This is a genomic window from Flavonifractor sp. HCP28S3_F3 (genome assembly GCF_052065355.1).
Classification (GTDB): Bacteria; Bacillota; Clostridia; order Oscillospirales; family Oscillospiraceae; genus Flavonifractor.
The window spans coordinates 65,703-89,019 of sequence record NZ_JBQHUF010000006.1 but is presented as its reverse complement, the minus strand read 5'-3'; the positions used below and the strand labels follow the sequence as shown (position 1 = coordinate 89,019).

23 protein-coding genes and 1 riboswitch are annotated in these 23,317 nt (G+C 62.7%); of the genes, 9 read left to right on the top strand and 14 right to left on the bottom strand.

The genetic code is table 11. The features are described 5' to 3' along the window. Positions 1-18: 18 nt before the first annotated feature. The 8 genes from ACTNB1_RS07670 to ACTNB1_RS07635 all read right to left on the bottom strand — a co-directional run bounded on the left by ACTNB1_RS07670 (position 19) and on the right by ACTNB1_RS07635 (position 7,089). A complete protein-coding gene (locus ACTNB1_RS07670; RefSeq protein WP_441168669.1) occupies positions 19-1,473 on the bottom strand; it encodes a DUF6056 family protein in 1,455 nt (484 codons plus the stop codon). An 18-nt stretch (positions 1,474-1,491) separates the two neighbouring features. Beyond that, complete coding sequence (gene mreD, locus ACTNB1_RS07665; RefSeq protein ID WP_441168668.1) at positions 1,492-2,004, bottom strand: rod shape-determining protein MreD; 513 nt, start codon at positions 2,002-2,004, stop codon at positions 1,492-1,494. A 24-nt stretch (positions 2,005-2,028) separates the two neighbouring features. After that, the gene (gene mreC, locus ACTNB1_RS07660; RefSeq protein ID WP_441168667.1) at positions 2,029-2,874 is read right to left on the bottom strand and encodes a rod shape-determining protein MreC; all 846 of its coding nucleotides are present in this window, start codon (positions 2,872-2,874) and stop codon (positions 2,029-2,031) included. A gap of 12 nt (positions 2,875-2,886) precedes the next feature. Next, positions 2,887-3,480 carry a Maf family protein gene (locus tag ACTNB1_RS07655; protein WP_441168666.1) on the bottom strand — a complete coding sequence of 198 codons (594 nt, stop codon included), beginning with the start codon at positions 3,478-3,480 and terminating at the stop codon, positions 2,887-2,889. A 20-nt stretch (positions 3,481-3,500) separates the two neighbouring features. Further along, positions 3,501-3,950 (bottom strand): dUTP diphosphatase, encoded by a 450-nt coding sequence (dut, locus tag ACTNB1_RS07650; RefSeq protein WP_441168665.1) that lies wholly within the window; start codon positions 3,948-3,950, stop codon positions 3,501-3,503. Positions 3,951-3,956: 6 nt separating this feature from the next. Beyond that, positions 3,957-6,035, bottom strand: a complete 2,079-nt coding sequence (locus ACTNB1_RS07645) for a DUF3656 domain-containing U32 family peptidase (RefSeq protein ID WP_441168664.1) — start codon at positions 6,033-6,035, stop codon at positions 3,957-3,959. Positions 6,036-6,070: 35 nt separating this feature from the next. Then, on the bottom strand, positions 6,071-6,385 hold the full coding sequence (locus ACTNB1_RS07640; RefSeq protein ID WP_441168663.1) for a cell division protein ZapA: 315 nt from the start codon (positions 6,383-6,385) through the stop codon (positions 6,071-6,073). A gap of 92 nt (positions 6,386-6,477) precedes the next feature. Further along, positions 6,478-7,089 carry a SurA N-terminal domain-containing protein gene (locus tag ACTNB1_RS07635; protein WP_441168662.1) on the bottom strand — a complete coding sequence of 204 codons (612 nt, stop codon included), beginning with the start codon at positions 7,087-7,089 and terminating at the stop codon, positions 6,478-6,480. Positions 7,090-7,262: 173 nt separating this feature from the next. On the opposite strand from ACTNB1_RS07635, the gene ACTNB1_RS07630 reads away from it, so the two are divergent. Together ACTNB1_RS07630 and ACTNB1_RS07625 are read left to right on the top strand one after the other, a co-directional pair. Continuing rightward, positions 7,263-8,237, top strand: coding sequence for a DnaD domain protein (locus ACTNB1_RS07630; protein ID WP_441168661.1), 975 nt, complete (start codon positions 7,263-7,265; stop codon positions 8,235-8,237). Between the two features lie 3 nt (positions 8,238-8,240). Then, positions 8,241-9,245, top strand: a complete 1,005-nt coding sequence (locus ACTNB1_RS07625; RefSeq protein ID WP_441168660.1) for an ATP-binding protein — start codon at positions 8,241-8,243, stop codon at positions 9,243-9,245. 40 nt (positions 9,246-9,285) lie between these two features. On the opposite strand, the gene ACTNB1_RS07620 is transcribed toward ACTNB1_RS07625, so the two are convergent. Further along, a complete protein-coding gene (locus ACTNB1_RS07620; RefSeq protein ID WP_441168659.1) occupies positions 9,286-9,615 on the bottom strand; it encodes a hypothetical protein in 330 nt (109 codons plus the stop codon). 238 nt (positions 9,616-9,853) lie between these two features. Here ACTNB1_RS07620 and ACTNB1_RS07615 point away from each other — a divergent pair, with 238 nt between their 5' ends. After that, entirely contained in the window at positions 9,854-11,449 is a 1,596-nt protein-coding gene (locus ACTNB1_RS07615) for an ABC-F family ATP-binding cassette domain-containing protein (RefSeq protein ID WP_441168658.1), read from the top strand. Between the two features lie 21 nt (positions 11,450-11,470). Here the strand turns inward: ACTNB1_RS07615 and ACTNB1_RS07610 are convergent, their stop codons facing one another. After that, positions 11,471-12,787, bottom strand: coding sequence for an MATE family efflux transporter (locus ACTNB1_RS07610; RefSeq protein ID WP_441168657.1), 1,317 nt, complete (start codon positions 12,785-12,787; stop codon positions 11,471-11,473). A 179-nt stretch (positions 12,788-12,966) separates the two neighbouring features. Here ACTNB1_RS07610 and ACTNB1_RS07605 point away from each other — a divergent pair, with 179 nt between their 5' ends. Together ACTNB1_RS07605 and metG are read left to right on the top strand one after the other, a co-directional pair. Next, on the top strand, positions 12,967-13,782 hold the full coding sequence (locus ACTNB1_RS07605) for a hypothetical protein (protein WP_441168656.1): 816 nt from the start codon (positions 12,967-12,969) through the stop codon (positions 13,780-13,782). Next, positions 13,775-15,829, top strand: coding sequence for a methionine--tRNA ligase (metG, locus tag ACTNB1_RS07600; protein WP_441168655.1), 2,055 nt, complete (start codon positions 13,775-13,777; stop codon positions 15,827-15,829). The genes ACTNB1_RS07605 and metG overlap by 8 nt, the downstream gene beginning before the upstream one ends. A 46-nt stretch (positions 15,830-15,875) precedes the next feature. Here the strand turns inward: metG and ACTNB1_RS07595 are convergent, their stop codons facing one another. Beyond that, positions 15,876-17,054, bottom strand: coding sequence for a cation:proton antiporter (locus ACTNB1_RS07595; RefSeq protein ID WP_441168654.1), 1,179 nt, complete (start codon positions 17,052-17,054; stop codon positions 15,876-15,878). Between the two features lie 50 nt (positions 17,055-17,104). After that, a riboswitch (Fluoride riboswitch) is annotated at positions 17,105-17,177 on the bottom strand. Between the two features lie 82 nt (positions 17,178-17,259). Here ACTNB1_RS07595 and ACTNB1_RS07590 point away from each other — a divergent pair. Both ACTNB1_RS07590 and ACTNB1_RS07585 read left to right on the top strand, forming a co-directional pair. Then, the gene (locus ACTNB1_RS07590) at positions 17,260-18,027 is read left to right on the top strand and encodes a TatD family hydrolase (RefSeq protein ID WP_441168653.1); all 768 of its coding nucleotides are present in this window, start codon (positions 17,260-17,262) and stop codon (positions 18,025-18,027) included. A 14-nt stretch (positions 18,028-18,041) separates the two neighbouring features. After that, complete coding sequence (locus ACTNB1_RS07585) at positions 18,042-18,659, top strand: TatD family nuclease-associated radical SAM protein (protein WP_441168652.1); 618 nt, start codon at positions 18,042-18,044, stop codon at positions 18,657-18,659. Between the two features lie 45 nt (positions 18,660-18,704). On the opposite strand, the gene spoIIP is transcribed toward ACTNB1_RS07585, so the two are convergent. After that, positions 18,705-19,865: a stage II sporulation protein P gene (spoIIP, locus tag ACTNB1_RS07580; protein ID WP_441168651.1), complete on the bottom strand. Its 1,161-nt coding sequence runs from the start codon at positions 19,863-19,865 to the stop codon at positions 18,705-18,707. Positions 19,866-20,032: 167 nt separating this feature from the next. Here spoIIP and ACTNB1_RS07575 point away from each other — a divergent pair, with 167 nt between their 5' ends. After that, a complete protein-coding gene (locus ACTNB1_RS07575) occupies positions 20,033-20,506 on the top strand; it encodes a MarR family winged helix-turn-helix transcriptional regulator (RefSeq protein WP_441168650.1) in 474 nt (157 codons plus the stop codon). Then, positions 20,503-21,372, top strand: coding sequence for a DegV family protein (locus ACTNB1_RS07570; protein ID WP_441168649.1), 870 nt, complete (start codon positions 20,503-20,505; stop codon positions 21,370-21,372). The genes ACTNB1_RS07575 and ACTNB1_RS07570 overlap by 4 nt, the downstream gene beginning before the upstream one ends. 53 nt (positions 21,373-21,425) lie before the next feature. Here ACTNB1_RS07570 and asrC read toward each other — a convergent pair whose 3' ends face one another. Further along, complete coding sequence (gene asrC, locus ACTNB1_RS07565; protein ID WP_441168648.1) at positions 21,426-22,493, bottom strand: sulfite reductase subunit C; 1,068 nt, start codon at positions 22,491-22,493, stop codon at positions 21,426-21,428. Positions 22,494-22,510: 17 nt separating this feature from the next. Further along, positions 22,511-23,302 carry an anaerobic sulfite reductase subunit AsrB gene (gene asrB, locus ACTNB1_RS07560; RefSeq protein ID WP_441168647.1) on the bottom strand — a complete coding sequence of 264 codons (792 nt, stop codon included), beginning with the start codon at positions 23,300-23,302 and terminating at the stop codon, positions 22,511-22,513. Positions 23,303-23,317: the final 15 nt, after the last annotated feature.

Below are 23,317 nucleotides of genomic sequence, written 5' to 3'. Positions count from 1 at the left end.
GGGTTCCCTCCTTGGGGGTCACTGGGACAGGGTCACACTGTTCTTATGGTAAAACATACGCATCAGGTTGTTCCGCCAGTCTGCCGGGTCGGTGGTAATGTCGGAGTTATACAGCAGAGGCGGCCGGTTCTGGATGGGGTCAAACACCGGATCGGTGACTTTGGGGTTCAGCAGGTCGTCCATCCGGGCGGTCTGCTCCTGGTAGTAGGCGGCGGCAGAGCCGTCGGCCAGGGAGGCACAGGCCCGGACGCTGGTCATGGAGCCCCAGCACCGGCCCAGCCCCACCACCAGCAGCACCAGCACCACCGGGGTCAGCTGCCAGCACCGGCGGAGCAGCTTTTCCGGCTCCTTCACCCGGGGAAGGACCGCCCGGCGGAGCCAGCCCAGCCAGTACCACAGGTTGAGCACCACCAGCCAGTAAAAGGCGTAGTACACGATGCTCCGCAGCCGCTCGGGGCCTGCCTGGGACAGAGCGTAGTAGTGGGGGGCGTTCTGGGCGGCAAAGAGCAGGAATGTAAAGATGGAAAAGAGCAGGGGCAGGCGGAAGGAGAACTTCACCTTGGCGGTAAGTCCCCACACCGCCGGAATGAGCAGCAGCAGGGCAAACACATCCACCCAGTTGGGCCAGGTCAGGCAGTCCTTCCCCGCCTGGAGGATGGACATAATCACCGCGCCCACCGCGCCCAGGGGCTCCGTGGTGGTATCCTGCCGCACCTGGTTGCCTGGCGCCAAAAAGCTGATGGCAAAGGGGATGGCCAGGGAGAGGAAGAGCACCAGGCCGGGGAAAAACTTTCTCCGCTCCTTCCACAAAAACCACAGCAGGAACAGCCCGCCGATCAGGGTGCCCAGCAGGGCGGAGACATAGTTGCTTCCGCCCACCGTAATCCCGGCCAGGATGCCGGGCAGCACCGCCCACAGGATCTGCCGCCGGTTCCCGGCCAGCTTGAGGGCGGCGAACCGCTCCACCAGCAGCAGCATGATGCCGTAGGTAAAGGTATAGTACACCGCCCCGTTCCACCAGTAAAAGCTGTCCTTGGGGGATGAGATAAACTGAATGGAGAGGATCAGCATGGGAGCGGCGATAAACACCGTCTGCCGCCAGGTGGCGCCCAGGCCCCGGCGCACCAGGGTATCGGTGAGCTTAAAGGTACCGATGCACAGGGAGGCCAGCATCACCACCGGGGTGAGCCAGTAGAGGTACTCGGAAAAGGTGAGGGGGGTCACCGACATCAGCCCCAGGGCCATGAAGGTACCCTGCCAGCTCTTGTAGTAGCCCCACATGGTGTGCCACACCTCGCCCCAGAAGCTGCCCCCCTGGAGCAGGGCCTCATGGGGCAGGTAGGCGTAGCAGTAGTCGTCGGAAGAAGGCCAGTCGTACCGGCCCAACAGCAGAATGGGCACCAGGCTGGCCGCCAGCAGAGCCAGCAGCAGCCAGGGCCCATATTTTTGCCAAAATGTGCGGATGGATTCCATGGATTTCTCTCTTTCCTATTACAAAACCGTCTTCTTGGGTACCCGGCGGTACACCCACAAAAACAGGGCGTATACCGGGAATACAAAGATCAGGGAGATCAGGATCTCCCGTCCCGCCAGGGAGAGCATGGCGCCCAGCTCCCGGTTCCCCCAGAACAGCCGGGTCAGGATGCGCACCATGTCGATGGCCATCAAAGCCAGCAGGGAGCACAGCAGGCAGCCCAGCAGATTCTGGCGCAGCAGGTACTGGGCCAGGGCCCCGGCCACCATGCCCGCCACGCAGATGCCCAGGGTCATGGCGCCGTTGGTGCCGAAGTACACCGCGTCGCACAAAATGCCCACCGCCAGGCCAAAGCCGGCCCCGGCCACCGCTCCCTCCAGCACCGCCACACACACGGCGGCCAGAGGGAGAAGCATGGGCGTCACAGGCAGGAAGGGGATGCGGTTGAGGAGAAAGCACTCGCAGAACCACACCGGCAGCAGAGCCAGGCCGTACACACCCCATTTGATCAAAAAGTCCTGGGTAGTCACGAAAGGGCGTCCTCCTTACCTGGTTTACTCCACAATGGTGAAATCCTTGATGATAAAGACCTGCTTGAGATTGTCCAGATCGGTCTCAGGCACGATAACGGCGTACTGGTTGATGCCGGAGGCATCGGTGCGTACCTCCTCCACATGGCCGGCAGCGATACCTGAGGGGTAGACGCCGCCCCGGCCGGAGGTGGTCACCAGGTCCCCGGACATGAGCTGGCTGTTTTCCGGCAGGAAGGTGAGCTTCAGCTTGCCCTCCCCCATGAGGGCCAGATCGCCCTCCAGAATGGCGGCGCCGCCGGTGCGGGTGATCTGCCCGCCCATCTCGGTGTCCGAATCAATGAGAGTACGCACCGTACACCAGTTCTCTCCCACCTCGGCCACCACGCCTACCAGATTCCAGTACTCGTCCACCACGGTGTCGTCCACCTCCACCCCCTGGGCGGAACCCTTGCTCAGGGTGAGGGTGGAGGCCCAGTTGGAGGTCTCACGGGCGGTGACCATGGCGGATTCCAGCTGGTCAAAGCTGCGCTCCTTGGGCCGCAGCTCCAGCACGTTGCGCAGCCGCTCGTTCTCCTGGAGGGCGGCCTCGTATTCCCGCTCCTTCTCCTCCAGCTCGGAGACCCGCTTTTTCAGTTCCTCATTCTCCTGCTTGAGCTGCTCCTGCTCAAAGGCGTCGGAGTACTTCTCCTCCGTCCAGTTCACCACCGCGTTGATGCCGCCCCGTATGGGGGTGGTGAGGATGTTGGCCAGATTGGAGAAGGGATCGGCCACCCCTCCCAGCAGGGCGGACACCACCGCCGTCACCAGGGCCAGCAGGATGGCCGCGATGAGGATCAGCAGTCCGTTGCGCCGGAAAAAATCTTTCACGCTCTTGTCCCCTTATCCCTGCCCGGCGGCCAGGGACAGGCAGTCCACCCCCAGCTGACGCAGCAGGCAGCCCAGCCGGCACACCGGCAGGCCCATCACATTGTAGTAATCGCCCTGGATGCCCTCCACCAGCAGGGCGCCGTAGCCCTGGATGCCGTAGGCACCCGCCTTGTCCATGGGCTCTCCGGTGGCGATGTACCGGTCGATCTCCTCAGAGGTCAGCTCCCGGAAGGTGACGGTGGTCTCCTCGCTGACGGTGTACCGCTCCTCGCCCCGGAGCACCGTCACGCCGGTGTACACCTGATGGCGGCAGCCGGAGAGGGTGGAGAGCATCTTGAATGCCTCCAGCTGGTCCGCAGGCTTGCCCAGCACCGCCCCGTCCAGGGCCACCACGGTGTCGGCGGCAATGATAATGGGGGAATTCCCCTCCTGCTCCTGCACCGCCAGGGCCTTTTCCAAGGAAATGCGGCCCACCAGCTCCTGAGGCGGCAGGTCCCGGTCCATATGCTCGTCGATGTCGGGGGTGACAATGCGGAAGTCCCGCACCCCCATGCGCTCCAAAAGCTCCCGCCGCCGGGGGCTTTGGGAGGCCAAAATGATATCCATGTGCTTGTTGTTCCTTTCTGTTACCGTCCGGTGGAGCCGAAGCCGCCGGTTCCCCGGTCGGTGTCCTCCAGCTCCTCCACAACCTCCACCTCCGGGGTCATCACCGGAGTCACCACCAGCTGGGCGATCCGGTCGCCGGGCTGGACCGTATAGGGGGTGTGGGACAGGTTGGTGAGTCCCACCTGGATCTCCCCCCGGTAGTCGCTGTCGATGACTCCCACTCCGTTGGACAGGGAGATACCGTGCTTGATGCCCAGTCCCGACCGGGCAAACACCAGGGCCACATACTCCGGCCCCGGCAGGGCAATGGCGATGCCGGTGGGGATGCGCACCAGCTGCCGGGGGGAAATGACCACCGGCTCGTCCAGGCAGGCCATCAGGTCCAGCCCGGCGGAGCCCGATGTGCCCCGGCTGGGGAAGGGGATATCGGTGCCTACCTTGGGGGACACCGCTTTGAGTTTCAGCTTCATCTATGGTTACTCCACGTCTCGATAATATAGACCCCTGGTGTACTCATTGGGGCTCCAGCTGCCCTGGTCCAGATACCGCTGGGCCACCTGGACGCACTCCCGGGGATTTTCGGTGGTAAACAGCAGCCGCTGCGCCCACAGGCCCAGCCGCTTGTAGTCGGCGGCCTTGTCCGCCAGGAAGAGCTTTTGGGAATTCAAAAGCTCATTGCGGCACCCAGGTGCCTTCACCACTGGGAACCGGGCGCCCTTGCGGTCGGTGAGAATGTTGCTGTTCTGGCAGTTGCAGGAGCTGGTGCGGTTTTTGATGATGCAGTTCTCCATGATCATCAGGGGCAGCCGGCCGTAGGTAATGAGCTCAGTGTCCAGGCTCTTGGAAATATCCCGGATCTGGGGGAATTTCAGCTCAAAGGACAGGGTGAGGGAGGCAAGACCCAGCCTCTTATATTCTTTCACAGCCTGGGAATTATAGACCTCCAGGCCAAAATCTCCCCGCAGGGTGAAGCCCAGCTCCCGGGCAACGGGCAGCATACCCAGGTTGCCCACCAGGGCGTCGGTCACTCCCAGGTCCCGTACCTGACGCAGCTGCTCCTCCACCTGGCCCATCTCCCGGTCCCAGGCGATGCGGGGCAGGATGACCCCGATGCGGGTACCCGCCGGGGCCTGGGCCTTCTCCGGGTGGGCGGCCAGCTCCTCCAGGGGGATATACACCATAGCCGGACCCAGGTCCAGCAGCTCCTTTGTCACCTGCTCCGCCGTGCGCACGGAAATGGTCAGCTCCGGCGGCTCCTTCCGGTTTTCATACCGGGCGCCGGGGTGATACTCGCCCTGACGGCGGCGGGGCAGCGCCTCCCGCTGCTTCGTCAGGCCGTCCAGCGCCTCCCGCCGCAGGGCGTTGAGGGCCGCCAGGGGCAGGGACAGGTCGTCCTCCACCAGGGCGCGCACCTTGGCGCAGCGGTAGGGGGTGCCGCCGGTGCGGGAGAGCTGTGTCTCCACCGCTTCAGGGGTCAGGGGGCGGGTGCGGGCGGCCTCGGGCACCTGGCCCTCCACCGTCACCACTCTCCCCTGGGGATCCTCCACACCCACCCGGGCGGGCTCGCCGGGGCGGATCATGGCGTAGAAGGTCACCGGCACCCGCTGGGCTTCCCCACTCTGGTAGGTATTGCGGGCGGCGGCAAAGAGCTCTTTCGGCTCCTTCTCCTCTTCCCGGACGCCGAACATGTCGGGGCCCTGCTGGTCCAGGTAGTAGCCCTGGGTGAAGCCCTGCCGGGAGAAGGCTGCCCGGAGCTGCTCCAGCTCCTCCGCCGTGGGCTCCCGGTCCTCTTTGATGGCTCTGGAATAAATACCGGTGACCACCGCCACATATTCCGGCCGCTTCATCCGGCCCTCCAGCTTGACGCAGGCCACACCCATCTTCCGCAGCTCCCGCAGGTGGCCTGCCAGAGACAGGTCCTTCAGGGACAGGGGATAGGAGTCGGCCTTGTCCATCCAGCCGTACTTCAGACGGCAGGGCTGGGCGCACAGGCCCCGGTTGCCGGAGCGACCCCCGATGACGGAGGACAGGAAGCACTGGCCGGAGTAGCACATGCACAGGGCTCCGTGGCCGAACACCTCGATCTCAATGGGGGAGTGCTGGCAGATGTATTCGATCTGATCCCGGCTCAGCTCCCGGGAGAGCACCGCCCGGGTCATGCCCAGGTCGGCGGCCATCTTCACTCCGTCCAGGTTGTGGACGGTCATCTGAGTGGAAGCATGGACCGGCAGGTCCGGGGCCGCCTGCCGCAGCATGCGCACCACGCCCATGTCCTGCACCAGCACCGCGTCCGCGCCCATCTCGCTGGCGTGGACGGCCACCTGGGCGGCGGCGGGCAGCTCCCGGTCGGTGAGCAGGGTATTGAGGGTCAGGTAGACCTTTGCTCCCCGCACATGGCAATAAGAAACCGCCGCCGCAAACTCCTCCTCAGAGAAATTTTTCGCGTTGCGGCGGGCATTGAAGTCCCCATATCCCAAATACACGGCGTCGGCGCCGTTCTGTACGGCTGCCGCCACGGCCTCCATGGACCCGGCGGGAGCCAGCAGTTCCAGCATGGTATCCCTCCCAAAAAGGGGGCCTGCGCCCCCTTTTATTTCTTGTTCTGCAGCTTGAAGATCTCCCGCTTGGCCTCAGACAGCTCCAGCTTCATCTTGGTGGCTTCCTCCAGGTACTCCTTCAGCTGGCGGCGCAGGTTCTCCGCCGTCTCCACCTCTTTGAAGTACTCGTCAGCGATATTGACCGCCGCCAGCACCGCTCCGTCCACCAGAGACACCCTGGATCCGTCCAGGATCTCCTGCACCTTGGCGTCCACATGAGCGGCCACCTTCTCGGTGTAGCTGGGCTCCTCGCTGCCCACCAGGGTGTATTCCTGGCCGGCAATGGTGACGGTGACGCGGTTTTTCATGGGTACCCCTCCTGACCATAGTCATAATAAGTTACACTATTATATCACAGATACAGGAAGATGAGAAATAAATTCTTCGTGAATTTTCCGGCCTAACCGGCGCCGTTGTAGTATGTGATTTCGCCCCGTGCCTGTGCAAACAGGTCGGCCACATAATCCTCCCTGGCTTGCACCAGTTCCGGCGACGGGTTGACTTTCGTAAAGGTCAGTCCGTTTTCCTCGCAGAATTCCTCCCCCACCGCGTTCAGGAGCTTCTGACGGGCGATGGTGCTGGGAGCCTGGGCCTCCAGCTTCGCAAAGTATTCGTCCATCGTCATGCCGGCCCACTCACAGTACTCCTCCAGCAGGGCTTTGCCTTCGGCGAGCGCATAGCCCTGTTTCGCGCCTTCCACCATGGCGTCGATCTCGTCCTGGGTGGCGGCGTATCCAAGCCGCTGTGCTTCCTCCAGCAGAACCATATTTTGCAGAAGCTCCGTCAGAATCTCCTGCTCTGTCGGAAGCTCGGCATCCTCCCCGGCAAGAAGCCGGGCCGTGTCGGAATAGGCCTCCACATCCGACTGGTACACCTTTTCCCCGTGATATTCGGCCAAAAGGCCAGGTTCACCTGCCTCTGACCCGTCTTTATGAGACGCACCAATTCCTACGAAAAGTACAGCAAGCAGGCACACGCAAATGACAGCCGCAAGGAGGGGAGACTTTTTCACGTTCAGCACCTCTCTTTTCAACCGCTTCTTTACTATTATTTTAACTCATTCGGCCTGTTCCCGCAATCCTGGCTCCCTGCTCTGACGGAAATGTTTGCTGCGGGATTGTGTCGTCCCCCCGGAATGTGGTATGATATAAAATACGAAATTCCAGGAAAAAAGGGGGGAGGACCATGTCTGAGCTGCTGCTGCCCGGAGGGATCATCGCCATGGACCGGCGGGCGGCCGACCGGCTTATTGCCGCCGGCAGCGGGGACGGCGCGCTGCTCTACCTGTGGCTGCTGGGCCACGGTGGGGAACTGGTCCCCTCCGCCGCCCGGGCGGCTCTGAAGTGGGACGAGGTGCAGCTGAACGAGGCCGCTGCCGCCCTGAAGACCCTGGGCCTGTCCGACGGCAGCGTGAAGGAGGAGGCGCCTCCTCCCGCCGCCCCCGACGGCCCGCCGGACTACACCGCCGCCGACATCACCCGGGAGCTGGAGCAGGAAAACTCCTCTTTCCCCGCCCTGGTGAACGAGGTCCAGCGGCGGCTGGGCAAGATCCTGTCTACCGCCGATCTGAAGATCCTGTACACCCTCTACGACTATCTGGCCCTGCCGGCGGAGGTGATCTGCCTGCTGGTGAGCTGGTGCGTGGAGGAGTTTGAGCGGAAATACGGCGCGGGGCGGAGGCCCCGCATGTCCCAGATCCAGAAGGAGGGCTTTGCCTGGAAGCGGCTGGGAGTGGACACCGCTCAGGCCGCCGAGGCCCACCTGAAGCGGCAGGAGCTCTATCGCACCCGGGAGGTGGAGGTGCTCCGCCTGCTGGACATTCCGCCCCGGCCCCTGGTGGAGGGGGAGCGGAAGAAGGTGGCCGCCTGGACCGACATGGGCTTCGAGGACCCCGCTCTCCGTCTGGCTTACGAGAAGACGGTGTACAAGAAGCAGAAGATGGACTGGGACTATATGAACGGCATCCTGGCCCGGTGGCACCGGGCCAATCTGCACACCCTGGCGGAGATCGAGGCTGCGGACAAGCCCCGGCGGAAGGCCGCCTCTCCCGCCATGCAGGACCAGCCCAACCCGCCGGGAGAGGCCGACCGCCGGGTGCGGGAGGATCTGGAACGGATGCGGGAATTCATGCGCAAGCAGAACAGTCAGGAGGGGAAGTAAGCCATGGGATACGAACCTGCCGTCCTGCGCCGGGCCGTCAAGCGGCTGGAGGAAGGGCGCAAGCGCCGGGCCGCAGAGCAGGAGAAGGCCCAGCGGGAGATCTACGCCCGGCTACCCCGGGTGGCGGAGATCGACCGGGAGCTGAAGGGCACCATCTATCAGATCATCGCCGCCTCTCTGAAGGAGGGCCGGGACCCGGTGCCCGCCATCGGGGTCATCAAGGACCAAAACCTGGACTTACAGGCAGAACGGGCCAGGCTGCTGGCCGACCACGGCTATTCCCCCGACGTTCTGGACGGCCGTCCCGCCTGCTCCAAGTGCAACGACACCGGCTGGGTGGGCAGCCAGATGTGCTCCTGCCTGCGGGCGCTGTGCGCCGAGGAGCAGATCAAAGAACTGTCCAAGCTGCTGGACCTGGGAGAGCAGTCCTTTGACAGCTTCTCGCTGGACTTCTATTCCCCCCTACCCTGGCCGGGAGAGACCGTGCCGCCCCGGGAGAACATGGAGTTCATCTACGAGGTGTGCCTCAACTACGCCCAGAAGTTCGGCAAGTTCTACTTCCGCAATCTGTTTCTCACCGGAGCTCCGGGATTGGGCAAGACCTTCCTGTCCGCCTGCATCGCCCGCACAGTGTCGGAAAAGGGATTTTCCGTGGTGTACGACACGGCGGTAAACATTTTTACCCAATTTGAGGAGCAGAAGTTTGCCCGGGACCGGCTGGAAGCCGGGGAGGCCAGGGACGAGACCAAGCGCTACCTGGGCTGCGACCTGCTGATTCTGGACGATCTGGGCAGCGAGCTCACCACCCCCTTCGTCCAGTCCGCTCTGTACACCCTGGTCAACTCCCGGCTGTCGGCGGACAAGCAGACCGTGATCTCCTCCAACCTGAGTATGGACCAGGTCCGCCAGCGGTACACCCCCCAGATCGCCTCCCGGCTGGAGGGGGAATACCGGGTGCTCCCCTTCTACGGGGAAGACATCCGCCTGCTGCGGAAAGGACAGCTGTAAATAACATGCCCGGCGGAATGAGCGTTCCGCCGGGCATGTTTTATTTGTCAGTCTGCTGTCTGGCTGGCAAGGCACTGAACAGTCCAGCAGCCAGGAAGGCAATGCTCACGGCCCAGTAGATTCCCGCCCAGCCCACCATGTAGCTGACGTTCTCGGTCAGCATAGGGCCCAGGTCGTTGGGCCGGGCCGTGGCCATCAGCTGGAAGAAGGCCAGGGCGGTAAAGACCCACTGAAGCAGAAACAAGGCAACGCTGGCCTTTTTCCGCAGGCGGCCTTTCCGGTAGAGTACGGCGATCAGCACTACAAAGCATACCGTCACACAGAGGAAAGCGATGGTAAAGAGAAACGGGGCGTCCGCTTCGAGCAGCATCGTTGTGTACCTCCTTCTTTTTATCCGCTGGCATTTGGGCCGCCCGTCTGTCAGAAAAGCGGCCTTTTCTGACTCACATTATATATCTCCCCTTCAAAAATACAATATTTGTTATAAAAATGTAATAATTTCCCCGTTTCCCCGGACTGCCGTCCGGTTTTCTCCTTGCTTTCCGAAAAAAGTATGATATACTATTTGGGCTGATTCTTTCACTTTTCTGTTTTATAAGGAGTTCTACATGATCACTGTTTCCGATTTGACCCTGGCTTACAGCGGTCAGCCTCTTTTTTCCCACGTGGATCTGCAGTTCACCAAGGGCAACTGCTACGGCATCATCGGCGCCAACGGCGCGGGTAAGTCCACCTTCCTGAAAATCCTCTCCGGCCAGCTGGAGCCCACCTCCGGCGAGGTGTCCATCCTGCCCAAGACCCGCATGTCGGTGCTCAAGCAGGACCAGAACGCCTACAACGCCTACTCCGTGATGGACACCGTCATCATGGGCAACAAGCGTCTGTACGACATTGGCAAGGAGAAGGACGCCCTCTACGAGAAAGAGGAGATGACCGAGGAAGACGGCATCCGGGCCTGCGAGCTGGAGGAGGAGTTTGCCGAGCTGGGCGGCTGGGAGGCCGAGAGCGACGCTTCCCGCATCCTCCAGGGTCTGGGCGTGGGCACCGAGTTCCACCAGACCTCCATGGAGACCCTGGACCCCCGGCTGAAGGTGAAGGTGCTGCTGGCTCAGGCTCTGTTCGGCAATCCCGACATCCTGATGATGGACGAGCCCACCAACAACCTGGACATCGCCGCCACCAACTGGCTGGAGGACTTTTTGCTGGACTTTGAGGGCACCGTCATCGTGGTATCCCACGACCGGCACTTCCTCAACACTATCTGCACCCACATTGTGGATATCGACTACAACAAGATCAAGCTCTATGTGGGCAACTACGACTTCTGGTACGACGCATCCCAGCTGATGCAGAACCTGATGAAGAACCAGAACAAGAAGAACGAGGAGAAGGCCCAGGAGCTGAAGGAATTCATCTCCCGGTTCTCCGCCAACAAGTCCAAGAGCAAGCAGGCCACCGCCCGGCGGAAGCTGCTGGAAAAGATCACCCTGGAGGAGATCCCCGCCTCCTCCCGCCGCTATCCCTGGGTTGCCTTCTCTCCCGACCGTGAGGTGGGCAAGGACATCCTGTTCGTCACCGACGTGTCCAAGACCATCGACGGAGTGAAGGTGCTGGACAAGGTGAGCTTCATCGTGGGCCATGGGGACAAGATCGCCTTTGTGGGCGACAACGAGAACGCCCAGACCGCCCTGTTCAAGATCCTCACCGGGGAGATGGAGCCTGACGAGGGCACCGTGAAGTGGGGCCAGACCGCCACCTTCTCCTACTTCCCCAAGGACAACACCGAGTTCTTCAAGGACTGCGACGACAACCTGGTGGAGTGGCTGCGCCAGTGGTCCACCGACCCTCACGAGGCCTATCTCCGGGGCTTCCTGGGCCGGATGCTCTTCTCCGGCGACGAGGTGTACAAGCCCGTGAAGGTGCTCTCCGGCGGCGAGAAGGTGCGGTGCATGCTGTCCCGGATGATGCTGTCCGGCGCCAACGTGCTGCTGCTGGACCAGCCCACCAACCACCTGGATCTGGAGTCCATCGCCGCACTGAACAACGGCCTGGAGGCTGTGAAGTGCAACGTGCTGGTGGCCTGCCACGACCATCAGCTGATCCAGACGGTGTGTAACCGGGTGTTTGACTTCACCGACGACGGCAAGCTCATTGACCGGAAGATGACCTATGACGAGTATCTGGAAAGCATGAAGGAGGGCTAACGCCCTCCTTCTTTTTCTATCTTATATTGGTTTTCTGCGGTAAAAGACCAGGCCTGTCAGGTCGGCCAGACCCCAGCCGATAGGCACTGCCCACCAGATACCTTTCAGGCCGATGGCGGGGATGGGGGCCAGCAGGTAAGCCAGTGCCACCCGGGTCCCCAGGGAGACCACGGTGAGCACCACCGACACTCCCGGCCGCCCCAGGCCCCGGAACAGGCCGTAGAGCAGGAAGAGGATGCCGATGCCGCAGTAGCACATGCCCTCAATGCGCAGGTACTCCACGCCCACCGCCACGATCTCGGCCTCAGACGGGTCCACGAACAGTCCCATCAGGGGCGCGGCGAAAAGGCAGACCAGCAAAGAGCTGACGACACAGAAGCCCACGGACACCCACACCGCGGAGCGGATGCCCCGGCGGATGCGCTCCGTCTTTTGGGCTCCGGTGTTCTGGGCCACGAAGGTGGAGAAGGCGTTGCCGAAGTCCTGGACGGGCAGATAGGCGAAGGCGTCGATCTTCACCGCCGCGGCAAAGGCCGCCATTACGTTTACACCGAAGGAGTTTACCAAGCCCTGGACCATGAGGATGCCGAAGTTCATCACCGACTGCTGCACGCAGGTGAGCAGGGAGTAGCTGACGATCCGTTTCAGCCCGGTCACCCGCAGGTGCTCCCGCTTCAGCCGCAGCAGATCCAGCCGCCGCCAGCAGTACAGGGCGATCCCGGCGGCGGACACCCCCTGGGCCAGCACCGTGGCCCCGGCGGCTCCCGCCACCCCCCAGCGCAGGCCCAGCACGAACCACAGATCCAGGCCGATGTTCAGCACGGTGGATACCGCCAGAAAGACCAGCGGGGCGGTGGAGTTGCCCAGTGACCGCAGCAGGCAGGCAAAATAATTATATAAAAAGGTAAAACACACCCCGAACAGCACCACCCGCAGGTAGGTGTAGGTATCCGACCAGGCCTCCTCAGGAATGCGGAGCAGGCCCATGATGGGGGTCAGAAAGATCTGTACGCCCACGTTGAGGATCACCGCTGCCCCGCCAATGAGGAGGAAGGAGGCCACCAGGCAGCGCTTGAGCTCGTCGGTCTCACCCGCCCCGTGGAGCATGGACCACAGGGCGCCGCTGCCCATGCACAGGCCCAGCAGCACCGAGGTGAGGAAGGTCATCAGGGTAAAGGAGAAGCCCACCGCCGCCAGGGCAGTGGGACCCAAAGCCCGGCCCACGATGAGGGTGTCGGCAATATTGTAACACTGCTGGAGCAGATTGCCGGCGATCATGGGTCCGGCAAAGAGCAGCATGGGGCGGGTGATGCCGCCCCGGGTCAGGTCGATCTGCATGGTACTTCCACATCCTTTTCCAAGGCATGATAACAGGCCGTGGGAAAAAATACAAGAGTGCCCTTGCCTTTTCGCCGGGGAAACGGTAAGATAAAGGATAACAGAAAATCCGTGCGCTTTTTACCAAACCGTGCTATACTATAGATTCGGACCGATTTCATCCGGAAAGGATGCTGACCATGCGAAAAGAAATCATCGTCCCTGCCGTGGCCGTCATCGGTGGCGGCGTGGGATTTGCCCTGCGGCGGTGGGGGCTGGATACCGGGTTTGAGCCGGATACCGGCCTGCCCATCCCCGGCGCCCCGGCCACCATGGCCCTCATCGCCCTGTCGGCGGTGATGGTGGTGGTGCTGGCCCTGCTGTGCTGGAGCGGAAAGACCGCTTTTTCCGGCTACGGCCAGGCATTTCAGGCTAAGGGAAACACCCTGTACGCCACGGCGGGGGTGCTCTCCGGCTTTCTGCTGCTGGGCGCGGGTGTTCTGCTGGCCGCCGAGCCGCTGATGGGCGGCGGGCTGGTGTACACCCGGCTGATCACCGCTGTCCTGGCCCTGGTGGCCGGCGGATGCGTGGTGCTGACCGTGCGGGACAACTTCCGGGGCGAAAGCGAGGGCAAATACAGCTTCAAGCTGCTGATGCCGGCCTACGCCTTCTGCGTGTGGCTCATCGCCGCCTATCAGGTGCGGGCGGGAGACCCGGTGCGTCTGGACTACGTGTACGAGCTGTTCACCATCATCACCGGCCTGCTGGGCCTGTACGGCGCGGCCAGCTTCTCCTTTGAACGGGGCCGCACCTTCCTCACCGCCCTGTTCTCCATGCTGGGGGTGTACTTCTCCCTGGTTACCCTGGCCGACGGCCACCAGCTGGCAGACCTGCTGCTGTACGCCTTCACCATTCTTTACCTGCTGACCAATACCGTTACACTGCTGCACAACGCCGCCCGGCCGGAGCTTCCCGCCCAGGGCGAGCACGATACGGAGGGATCTTCTGATGCCTGAGAACAAGAAATTCTATATTACCACTCCCATCTACTACCCCTCGGACAAGCTCCACATCGGCCACACCTACTGCACCGTGGCCACCGACGCCATGGCCCGCTATAAGCGGCTCCAGGGCTATGATGTGATGTTCCTCACCGGCACCGACGAGCACGGCCAGAAGATCGAGGACAAGGCCAAGGAGGCCGGCGTCTCCCCCAAGGAGTTTGTGGACCGCATCGTGGAGGGTCCCCAGGGAGTCAAGGACCTGTGGAAGCTGATGAACATCTCAAACGACCGGTTCATCCGCACTACCGACGACTACCATGTGGCCGCCATTCAGAAGATCTTTAAGAAGATGTACGAGAAGGGCGACATCTACAAGGGCAAGTATGTGGGCAAGTACTGCAAGCCCTGCGAGTCCTTCTGGACCGAGAGCCAGCTGGTGGACGGCAAGTGCCCCGACTGCGGCCGCGAGGTGCAGGACGCGGAGGAGGAGGCCTACTTCTTCCGGCTGAGCAAGTACGCCGACCGCATCCAGGATCTGCTGGAGAATACCGACTTCCTGGAGCCCCGTTCCCGTGTCAACGAGATGGTGAACAACTTCATTAAGCCCGGCCTGGAGGACCTGTGCGTGTCCCGTACCTCCTTCAAGTGGGGCATTCCGGTGGACTTCGACCCCGGCCACGTGGTCTATGTGTGGATCGACGCCCTGTTCAACTACACCACCGCCCTGGGCTTCATGAACGACAAGTATGACGACTACGACAAGTTCTGGCCCGCCGACGTGCACTTCATCGGCAAGGAGATCGTGCGGTTCCACTCCATCATCTGGCCCGCCATGCTCATGAGCATGGAGATGCCTCTGCCCAAGAAGGTGTTCGGCCACGGCTGGCTGCTGCTGGACGGCGGCAAGATGAGCAAGTCCAAGGGCAACGTGGTGGACCCCTATCTGCTGGCCGAGCGCTACGGCGTGGACGCCCTGCGGTACTTCCTGCTGCGGGAGTTCCCCTTCGGTACCGACGGCAACTTCTCCAATGAGACTCTGATCAGCCGGATCAACACCGATCTGGCCAACGACCTGGGCAACCTGGTGAGCCGCACCACCGCCATGGTGGGCAAGTATTTCGGCGACCATCTGCCCGAGGGCAGCGGTGTCACCGCGGACGAGCAGGACCTGGCCACCATGCTGGCTCAGGCCAAGGGAACCATCGGCCTTACCGCCAACTTCCCGGAGGACGATCCCCGGAAGTTCGACGTGGAGCTGATCTCTCTGGCCGCCGTGCTGCGGGACGCCTATGAGGACGCCATGGAGCAGTACGCCTTCCAGAACGCCCTGATGGAGGTCTTCAAGGTCATCGGCCGTGCCAACAAGTATATCGACGAGAACAAGCCCTGGGTGCTGGCCAAGGACGAGGCCCAGAAGGGCCGGCTGGCTCACGTGCTCTACAACCTGCTGGAGTGCGTGCGCATCTCCGCCGTGCTGCTCACCCCCTTCATGTCCGACACCTGCGCCAAAATCTTTGATCAGATCGGCGCCGACGCCGATCTGCGCACCTGGGATTCTGCCAGGGTCTGGGGCCTGCTGCCCACGGACGCGGCGGTGAACAAGGGTGAGAATCTGTTCCCCCGCATTGATTTGGAAAAGGAGCTGAAAGAGTTGGAAGAGCTGCAGAAGAAGCCCGTAGAGGCCGAGGCCCCCAAGGCTGAGGAGCCCAAGGAGCCCGAGTATATCACCATCGACGATTTTAATAAGGTGAAGTTTGTCACCGCCAAGATCCTGGCCTGCGAGGCGGTGCCCAAGTCCACCAAGCTGCTGCGGTTCACCCTGGACTGCGGCGAGGCCTTCCCCCGTCAGATCCTCTCCGGCATCCACGAGTACTATGAGCCCGAGGAGCTGGTGGGCAAGACCGTGGTGGCCTGCACCAACCTGAAGCCCCGGAAGATGATGGGCATCATGTCCAACGGCATGCTGATCTCCGCGGTGAAGGAGGAGCCCGACGGCTCCGAGAAGCTCCACCTCATCATGCTGGACGACAAGGTCCCCGCCGGCTACGGCCTGTGCTGAGTAAACGATAAAACGGGAGGCGCTGCTGATGCAGCGCCTCCCGTTTTTATTTCTCTGCCCGCTCCAGCAGCTTTTTGTAGCTGGCATCGATGGCCAGGGCACCCAGGGGTGCGGTGACCAGGATGGCGATGACCGCCACGGTGAGCACCACCTGTCCGCAGGAGAGACCCATAGCCAGTGGCACGCCGCCGATGGCGGCCTGCACGGTGGCCTTGGGCAGGTAGGCCAGCACAGCGAAAAGCCGCTCCTTTTTGGTAAGCTTGCTCCCCGCCACGCACAGCAGCACGCCCAGCGCCCGGAAGCACAGCACACCCAGCACAGTGGCCACAGCGGCCAGCCCGGCGGCAGCGGCGTATTTCAGATCCACCTCAGCGCCCACCAGCACAAAGAGCATGACCTCCGCCCACACCCACAGCTTGCCGAACTTGGCGGTGAGCCGCTCGGCCACCGGCAGCCGCCACCGGCGCAGACCCAGGCCCATACCCAGCACCGCCAGCAGGCCGGAGAAGGGTACCGGGATCACATCCTCCAGGGCCACCAGCAGGAAGGCCACCGAGAGGAGGAGCACCACCTTCACCGAATCCCGCATGTGGAGCTTTTCAAAGAGCTTCGCCAGCAGGAAGCCCACCGCCAGGCCGAAAACAGCCCCCAGGACGATGGACACCGGCACCCCCGCCAGGGCGGACACCGAGAAGGAGCCGCCCTGAGCCATGGAGGTAAAGGAGGTAAAGAGGACGATGACGAACACGTCGTCCACCGAGGCCCCCGCCAGGATCATCTGGGGGATACCCTTCTTCGTGCCATAACCTTCGCTCATGAGCTTGAGCATCCGGGGCACGATGACGGCAGGGGACACCGCCCCCACCACCGCCCCCATGATGGCGGCGTCCAGCACGCTGACCCCCAGCAGCCGGGGCGCCAGCACCACCATGCCCAGCACCTCAAAGCTGGCGGGCAGGAAGCACATGAGCACCGCGGGCCGTCCCGCCCGGCGCAGGTCGTCGATCTCCAGGCTCAGGCCCGCCCGGGTGAGGATGATGATCAGGGCCAGCTGCCGCAGGTCGGCGGAGATGTTCAGCAGGTCGGGGGAGAGCAGATTGAGGACGCAGGGCCCCAGCAAAATGCCCGCCGCCAGCATCCCCACCAGGGGCGGCAGGCGGACCAGCCGGGCCAGAGCTCCCAACCCCAGGCCCAGCAGCAGTACATAGGCGATACTTGTTAACATAACACTTCATCCCTTCCAGAGGGCACAAAAAAAGCCAATGCCCCCTGCAAAAACTTGCAGAAGTCATCAGCCGTTCGGCGGTTCGGGCGCATGCCCCGGGAGGACCTCATCCCCGTATTTCGGAGGCAGTATACCACAGCTTACGCCCCCTTGTCAACGGTGGGAAAAGGGAGTATGATGGAAAAAACGAATTCAGGAGGCCCTCATGATCTTCGACACCCACGCCCACTACTATGACGACGCCTTTGACGCCGACCGGGACGCCCTGCTCTCCGCCCTGCCGGGGCAGGGAGTGGACCTGGTGGTCTGTCCGGGCTGCGATTTGGAGAGCTCCCGGCAGTCCATGGCTCTGGCGGAGCGGTATGACTACCTCTACTTTGCCGCCGGGCTCCATCCGGAGAATCTGGAGGGGGCGACGCTGTCCCATCTGGACCAGGTGCGGTCCCTGTGCGCCCACCAGAAATGCGTGGCGGTGGGGGAGATCGGCCTGGACTACTACTGGGTCAAGACCCCGGAGGAGCGGGCCAACTCCCGGGACTTCTTTGACGCCCAGCTCTCCCTGGCGGAGGAGCTGGACCTGCCCGCCATCGTCCATGACCGGGACGCCCACAAGGACTGCATGGACATCGTCAAAGCCCACCCCAACGTCCGGGGGGTGTTCCACTGCTGCGCCCTGGGGATCGAGGACGTAAAGCGGGCGGTGGACTGGGGCTGGATGCTCTCCTTTACCGGCAACATCACCTTCCACAACGCCAGAAGGGCCCCGGAGATCATCCGCTGGCTGCCCATGGACCGCATTATGCTGGAGACCGACGCCCCCTACATGGCCCCCGAGCCCTACCGGGGCCGCCGGTGCGACTCCACCCTCATTCCCATGACCGCCCAGACGGTGGCCCAGCTGAAGGGGCTGACCACCGAGGAGGTCCTGCATATTACCCTGGAAAACGGCAAGCGGTTTTTCGCCATCCAATAAAGGAGGTATCTGTGATGGAGACCATTTCCTACGAATACGAAGGTTCGCTTTATGTCAACCTGACCAACAAGTGCGACTGCTCCTGCGTGTTCTGCCTGCGGCACAACGGCCACAAGGGGTCCATCTACGCCGATGACCTGTGGCTGGAGCACGAGCCCACCCGGCAGGAGGCCCTGGACGACCTGCTGGCCCGGGACTTTTCCAAGTACCGGGAGCTGGTGTTCTGCGGCTTCGGGGAGCCCATGTACCGCACCGACGACATCCTGTGGCTGGTGGATCAGCTGAAGGCGCAGGTACCCAACCTGCCCCCAGTGCGCATCAACACCAACGGCCACGCCAACGCCATTCTGGGCCGGGACGTGACCCCGGAGCTGAAGGGCCGCATCGACACCATTTCCATCTCCCTCAACGGCTCCACGCCGGAGGAGTACTGCGCCGTCACCCGGCCCCGCAGCGGGGCCAAGGCCTGGGACGACATGCTGGACTTTGCCAAAAAGTGCCGGGACTATGTCCCCAATGTGGTGATGACCATTGTGGACAAGGACAAGACGGAAGAGGACATCGCCCGCTGCCGGGCCATCACGGAGGAGCTGGGGGTAAAGCTCCGCATCCGGGCCTACATCCCCGACTGACACAGCAAAAAAGAGGGACAGATCAGCTGATCTGTCCCTCTTTTCTTATTCCTCCAGGCCCAGCAGCACCTGCCCGGCGGCCCGGGCGAAGAGCCGGGCTGCGGCCAGGGCCTCCTGGAGGGTGTTGCCGTGGGTACCCACCTCCACCAGCAGGGAGCCGGAGCACAGCTGCTGGTTGTACCGGGAGGACCGGAGGGTCATGGGCCGGGCCAGGGTGGGGTACAGGGTATTCATGCCGTTCTGGATCTTGCAGGCCAGGGTGAGGTTCTCCATCCAGTTAGGGTGCTCGCCGCCCTCGCTGGAGCCCAGCACCAGCATCACCTGGGCGGTGGAGGTGCCGTCCACGGTGGTCACCGCCTTATATACCGTACCGTCCTCTCCGATGAGGGCGTCCCGGTGGACGTCCAGGACGATGCGGATGGTGGGGTACTGCTCCAGGTAGGCCGCCACCGTCTTGGCCGAGCGGTCATAGGCCCCGTTGTACTGGGGATAGTCGTGGAGGGTCTCGTCGTGGATCACTCCCAGGCCCATTTCGGTAAAGACCTTCTCCATCTCATCCCCCACCCGCACCATGTTGTAATTGTTGTCCAGGGTGCGGGTGTTGTTGTCCGACGGGGTATACACATCGGTGCCGTCGGGGGTATAGGCCTCGGTGGCGTGGGTGTGGACAATGAGGATCTGGGGTCCCTCGTCGGGCAGGGTAATGGGCACCGAGGCGGAGGCCGCGGAGGCCAGATCCACATCCAGGCTGGTACGGTTGTAGAGGTACAGCCCCCCCGCCACGTCATAGCCGTCCGGGCTGGTGGGTACCAGGGTGCGGGCCACAATGTCGGAAGGTGCCGCGGTGGTCACCGGCGGCTGGGTAATGTCGTCCAGGTCCCGGGCGGGCTGTCCGGCGGGCAGATCCAGGGTCTCCTCTGTCTCCTCATCTACCGGCTCCGTTCCGCCGCCCGCCACCAGCAGGGGAGACTGGCCCACCGCCAGCCGGCCCCAGCCGTCCAGAGCCGCCAGCGGGCCATCCTCCGGCGCCAGACCCAGTTCCGCGCCCAGAGCCGCCGCCACAAAGTCCGGGTCCTTGCCCAGCTCCCGCAGGGCATTGGCCGCCCCCGCCCCGGTACACAGGGGGAGCACCCACACCGCCAGGGTAGCCAGAAACAGGGCCGCCGCCCGGCGCAGCAGCCGCCCCCACAGGATCTTTTCCTTCATGTCGCATCATCCTTTGTAGCTTGATAGTCATACCTATGCGCCGCCGCCGGGAAATATGAGCCTGTCCTGCTCCTTTTTTCCATCGCACGGAAAAAGTTTGATGTTCAAAGTATCTTGACTTTTGCGGCGGTGCGAGTATAATGCTTAACAGCATAGGAGGGGATGACGTGGAGCAGGGCAAAGAGACCCTCAATCGCTTTGTAACCGAGCTGTTGGACCGCTTTCAGCGGGCGGAAGCCGGATTTTTGTCGGGTGCCGACCTGTCCCCTCAGGAGGCTAGGCTGCTGGAGACCGTGTGCCGTGCGGTGGACGGCGGCCTGGATAACCGCTCTACCGCCATTGCGGCCGCCCGGCGGGTCACCGCGGGGACGCTGACCTCGGCAGTGAAGCTGCTGGAAAAGAAGGGGTATCTCACCCGCCGCCGGGACGAGCAGGACCGGCGGGTGGTACGGCTGGCGCCCACCGAGCTGGGGCGGAAGGCCAGTGAACGATACATTGCATTTCGGAAGAAACTGACGGAAAGCGCCATTGCCTGTCTGAGCGAGGACGAAGCGGCGGGTCTGATCCGGACAGTGGATAAGCTCTCCCATGCCCTGCATGGGAGCATCGGGGAACAAACAAAGATGGAGGAATATATATGAGCAGAATTGCCATTGCCACGGACAGCAACAGCGGCATCACCCAGGCTCAGGGCAGGGAACTGGGGATCTATGTGCTGCCCATGCCCTTTTATATCAACGACGAGCTGTTTCTGGAGGACATCACCCTGAGCCAGGATCAGTTTTATCAGCGCCTGGCGGAGGACGCCGACGTAAAGACCACCCAGCCCGCCCCCGGCGACGTCATCGAGCTGTGGGAGAAGATTTTGAAGGACTACGACCAGATCGTGTACATCCCCATGTCCAGCGGCCTGAGCTCCTCCTGGGAGACTGCCGAGATGCTGTCCCAGGACTACGAGGGCAAGGTCTTTGTGGTGAACAACCAGCGCATTTCCGTCACCCAGCGCCAGTCGGTGCTGGACGCCAAGGCTCTGGCGGAAGCCGGCATGGGCGCGGCCGCGATCAAGGCGCTGCTGGAGCAGACCAAGTTTGAGTCGGATATCTACATCACGGTGGACACCCTGAAGTACCTGAAGAAGGGCGGCCGGTGCACCCCGGCAGCCGCGGCCATCGGCACGGTGCTGGGTCTGAAGCCGGTGCTGCGCATTCAGGGAGAGAAGCTGGACTCCTTTGCCAAGGCCCGTGGCTGGAAGGCAGCCAAAAAGACCATGCTGGACGCCATCCACAAGACGATGGACACCCAGTTTGCCGGTCTGTCCGGCCCGGAGGAGCTCCACATCGCCGCCGCCTTCACCGGCAAGCGGGAGGACGCCCAGGAGTGGCTGGAGGAGCTGGAGCACGAATTCCCCGGCTATCCTATCCATGCAGATCCCCTGTCCCTGTCGGTAGCCTGCCACATCGGCCCCGGCGCCCTGGCTGTGACCGTTACCAAGGCTCTGAAGGCCTGAAAACAGCAAAAACCGGCCTGCCGCACAAGCGGCAGGCCGGTTTTCTGTTATGCTCACTCCTGAGGACCAGCGGTGTGATGCATGCTCAGGGGCTTGACGTTGAAGTTGGAGCGGTACTCGGTCTCGTGCCAGAAGATATCCTCGGCCACCAGGCACTCGGGGTTGAGCTCCACCCCGTCCAGGATGATCTCCTTGAACTTCTTGTAGCCGGCACGATCGATCAGGTGACCGCCGTGGAGATACTCGGGCTTGTAGTCCATGACCCAGGCGGAGAACTTTTGCCAGTTCTTCAGCACCCCCAGGATCACGTCCTCGGTGGCCCAGTTCAGGAACATCTTGCCGGTACGGGGGGTCTGGCGTCCGGTACGGCCGCCCAGGATGACCCGGTAGAACTTGGTCTCCTGGCGGGTCCAGGCGGAGGTGGGGCACACCCGCACGCACTCGCCGCAGCCCACGCAGCAGCAGGGGTCCTTCTCCACCTTGCCGATACCCTTATTGGCGGACAGCACCCGGGTAGCGCCGTGCTCGCAGGCCCGAACACAGGCGCCGCAGGCGATACACCGCTCGGGGTGGTAGGTCATGCGGGCCACACCGATGATGCCGAAGTCGCACAGGTGGGCCTTGTTGCAGTCGTTGGGGCAGCCGGCGATGTTAATCTTGATGTGGTAGTGGCTGGGGAAGATAATGGGCTCGATCTTCCGGGCCAGCTCGAAGGTGTTGCAGTTGCCGCAGATGCAGTGGTAGTTGCCTACGCAGGCGGTGATGTTGCGGGCGCCGATGGTGGGGTAGCCGGCCTTGGGGTCCCAGGGTTGGGGCTCGTGGGCCACGGTGTCCATGTCCACGCCGCACAGCTCGGCGTCCACTTCCTTGATGTACTGCTCCAGGTACTCGTTCACGGCGGGCACGTTCTCGTACTTGATGCCGGTGATGTCGAAGGTCTGGCGGGTACCGAAGTGGAAGTTACCGTCGCCCCAGGTGTCGGCAATGTGCTGGACGTAGCTGAGGTACTTGGCATCCACCATGCCGCCGGGGACACGCATCTGGAGCATGAACTCACCGGGTACCTTGGACTGCCGGAAGCAGTTCAGGCGCATCTTTTTAACGTTGATATCGTGATTCATCCTTCCCTACTCCTTTCTCAGTCCACCAGGTCACGGGCCACGGTGTAGGGGAACACGGGGCCGTCCAGGCATACATACACCTCGTCGATGCGGCAGTGGCCGCACTTGCCCACGGCGCAGGACATCTTGCGCTCGAAGCTCATCCACACCTTCTCGGCGTCCACGCCGTTGTTCATCAGCTCCAGGCCGGTGAACTTCATCATGGGCGGGGGACCCACCACCACAACGGCGTAGTTGCCGTCGAAGGAATCGAAGGGGATCTCCTTCACGAAGGTGGTGACCAGGCCGGTGCGCCAGCCCTCCTTGGCGTCGTTGTCCAGGGCGTAGATGGTGGAGAACTTGTCCTTCCAGGCCTCCAGCTCGCTGTGGAAGACGATGCCCTCCTCATTCTTGAAGCCGGAGATCAGGTGGACGGACTTGACATAGTCGGGGTCGTCCGCCAGCATGTTCAGCATAGAGCGGACGGGAGCCAGGCCGGTGCCGCCGGTGATGACCACCAGGTGCTTGCCCTTGAACTGCTCCACAGGCCAGCCCTTGCCGTAGGGGCCCCGGAGGAAGAGGGTGTCGCCGGCTTCCTTCTGGAAAATCACGTTGGTGACCTTACCTACGGAGCGGATGGTGAACTCCAGCCAGCCGTCCCCCTGGGCGGACACGGAGATGGGAGCCTCGCCGATCATGGGGATGGACAGCTGCATGAACTGGCCGTGGGCGGGCTTGGCGTCGGTGGCCACGCGGAAGGTCCACTCGTGGACACTCTCTTTCTTGACGCTCAGGATGGTACAGGCCTGAGGCTGCACGGGATTCATCATAGCTTCTGCCCTCCC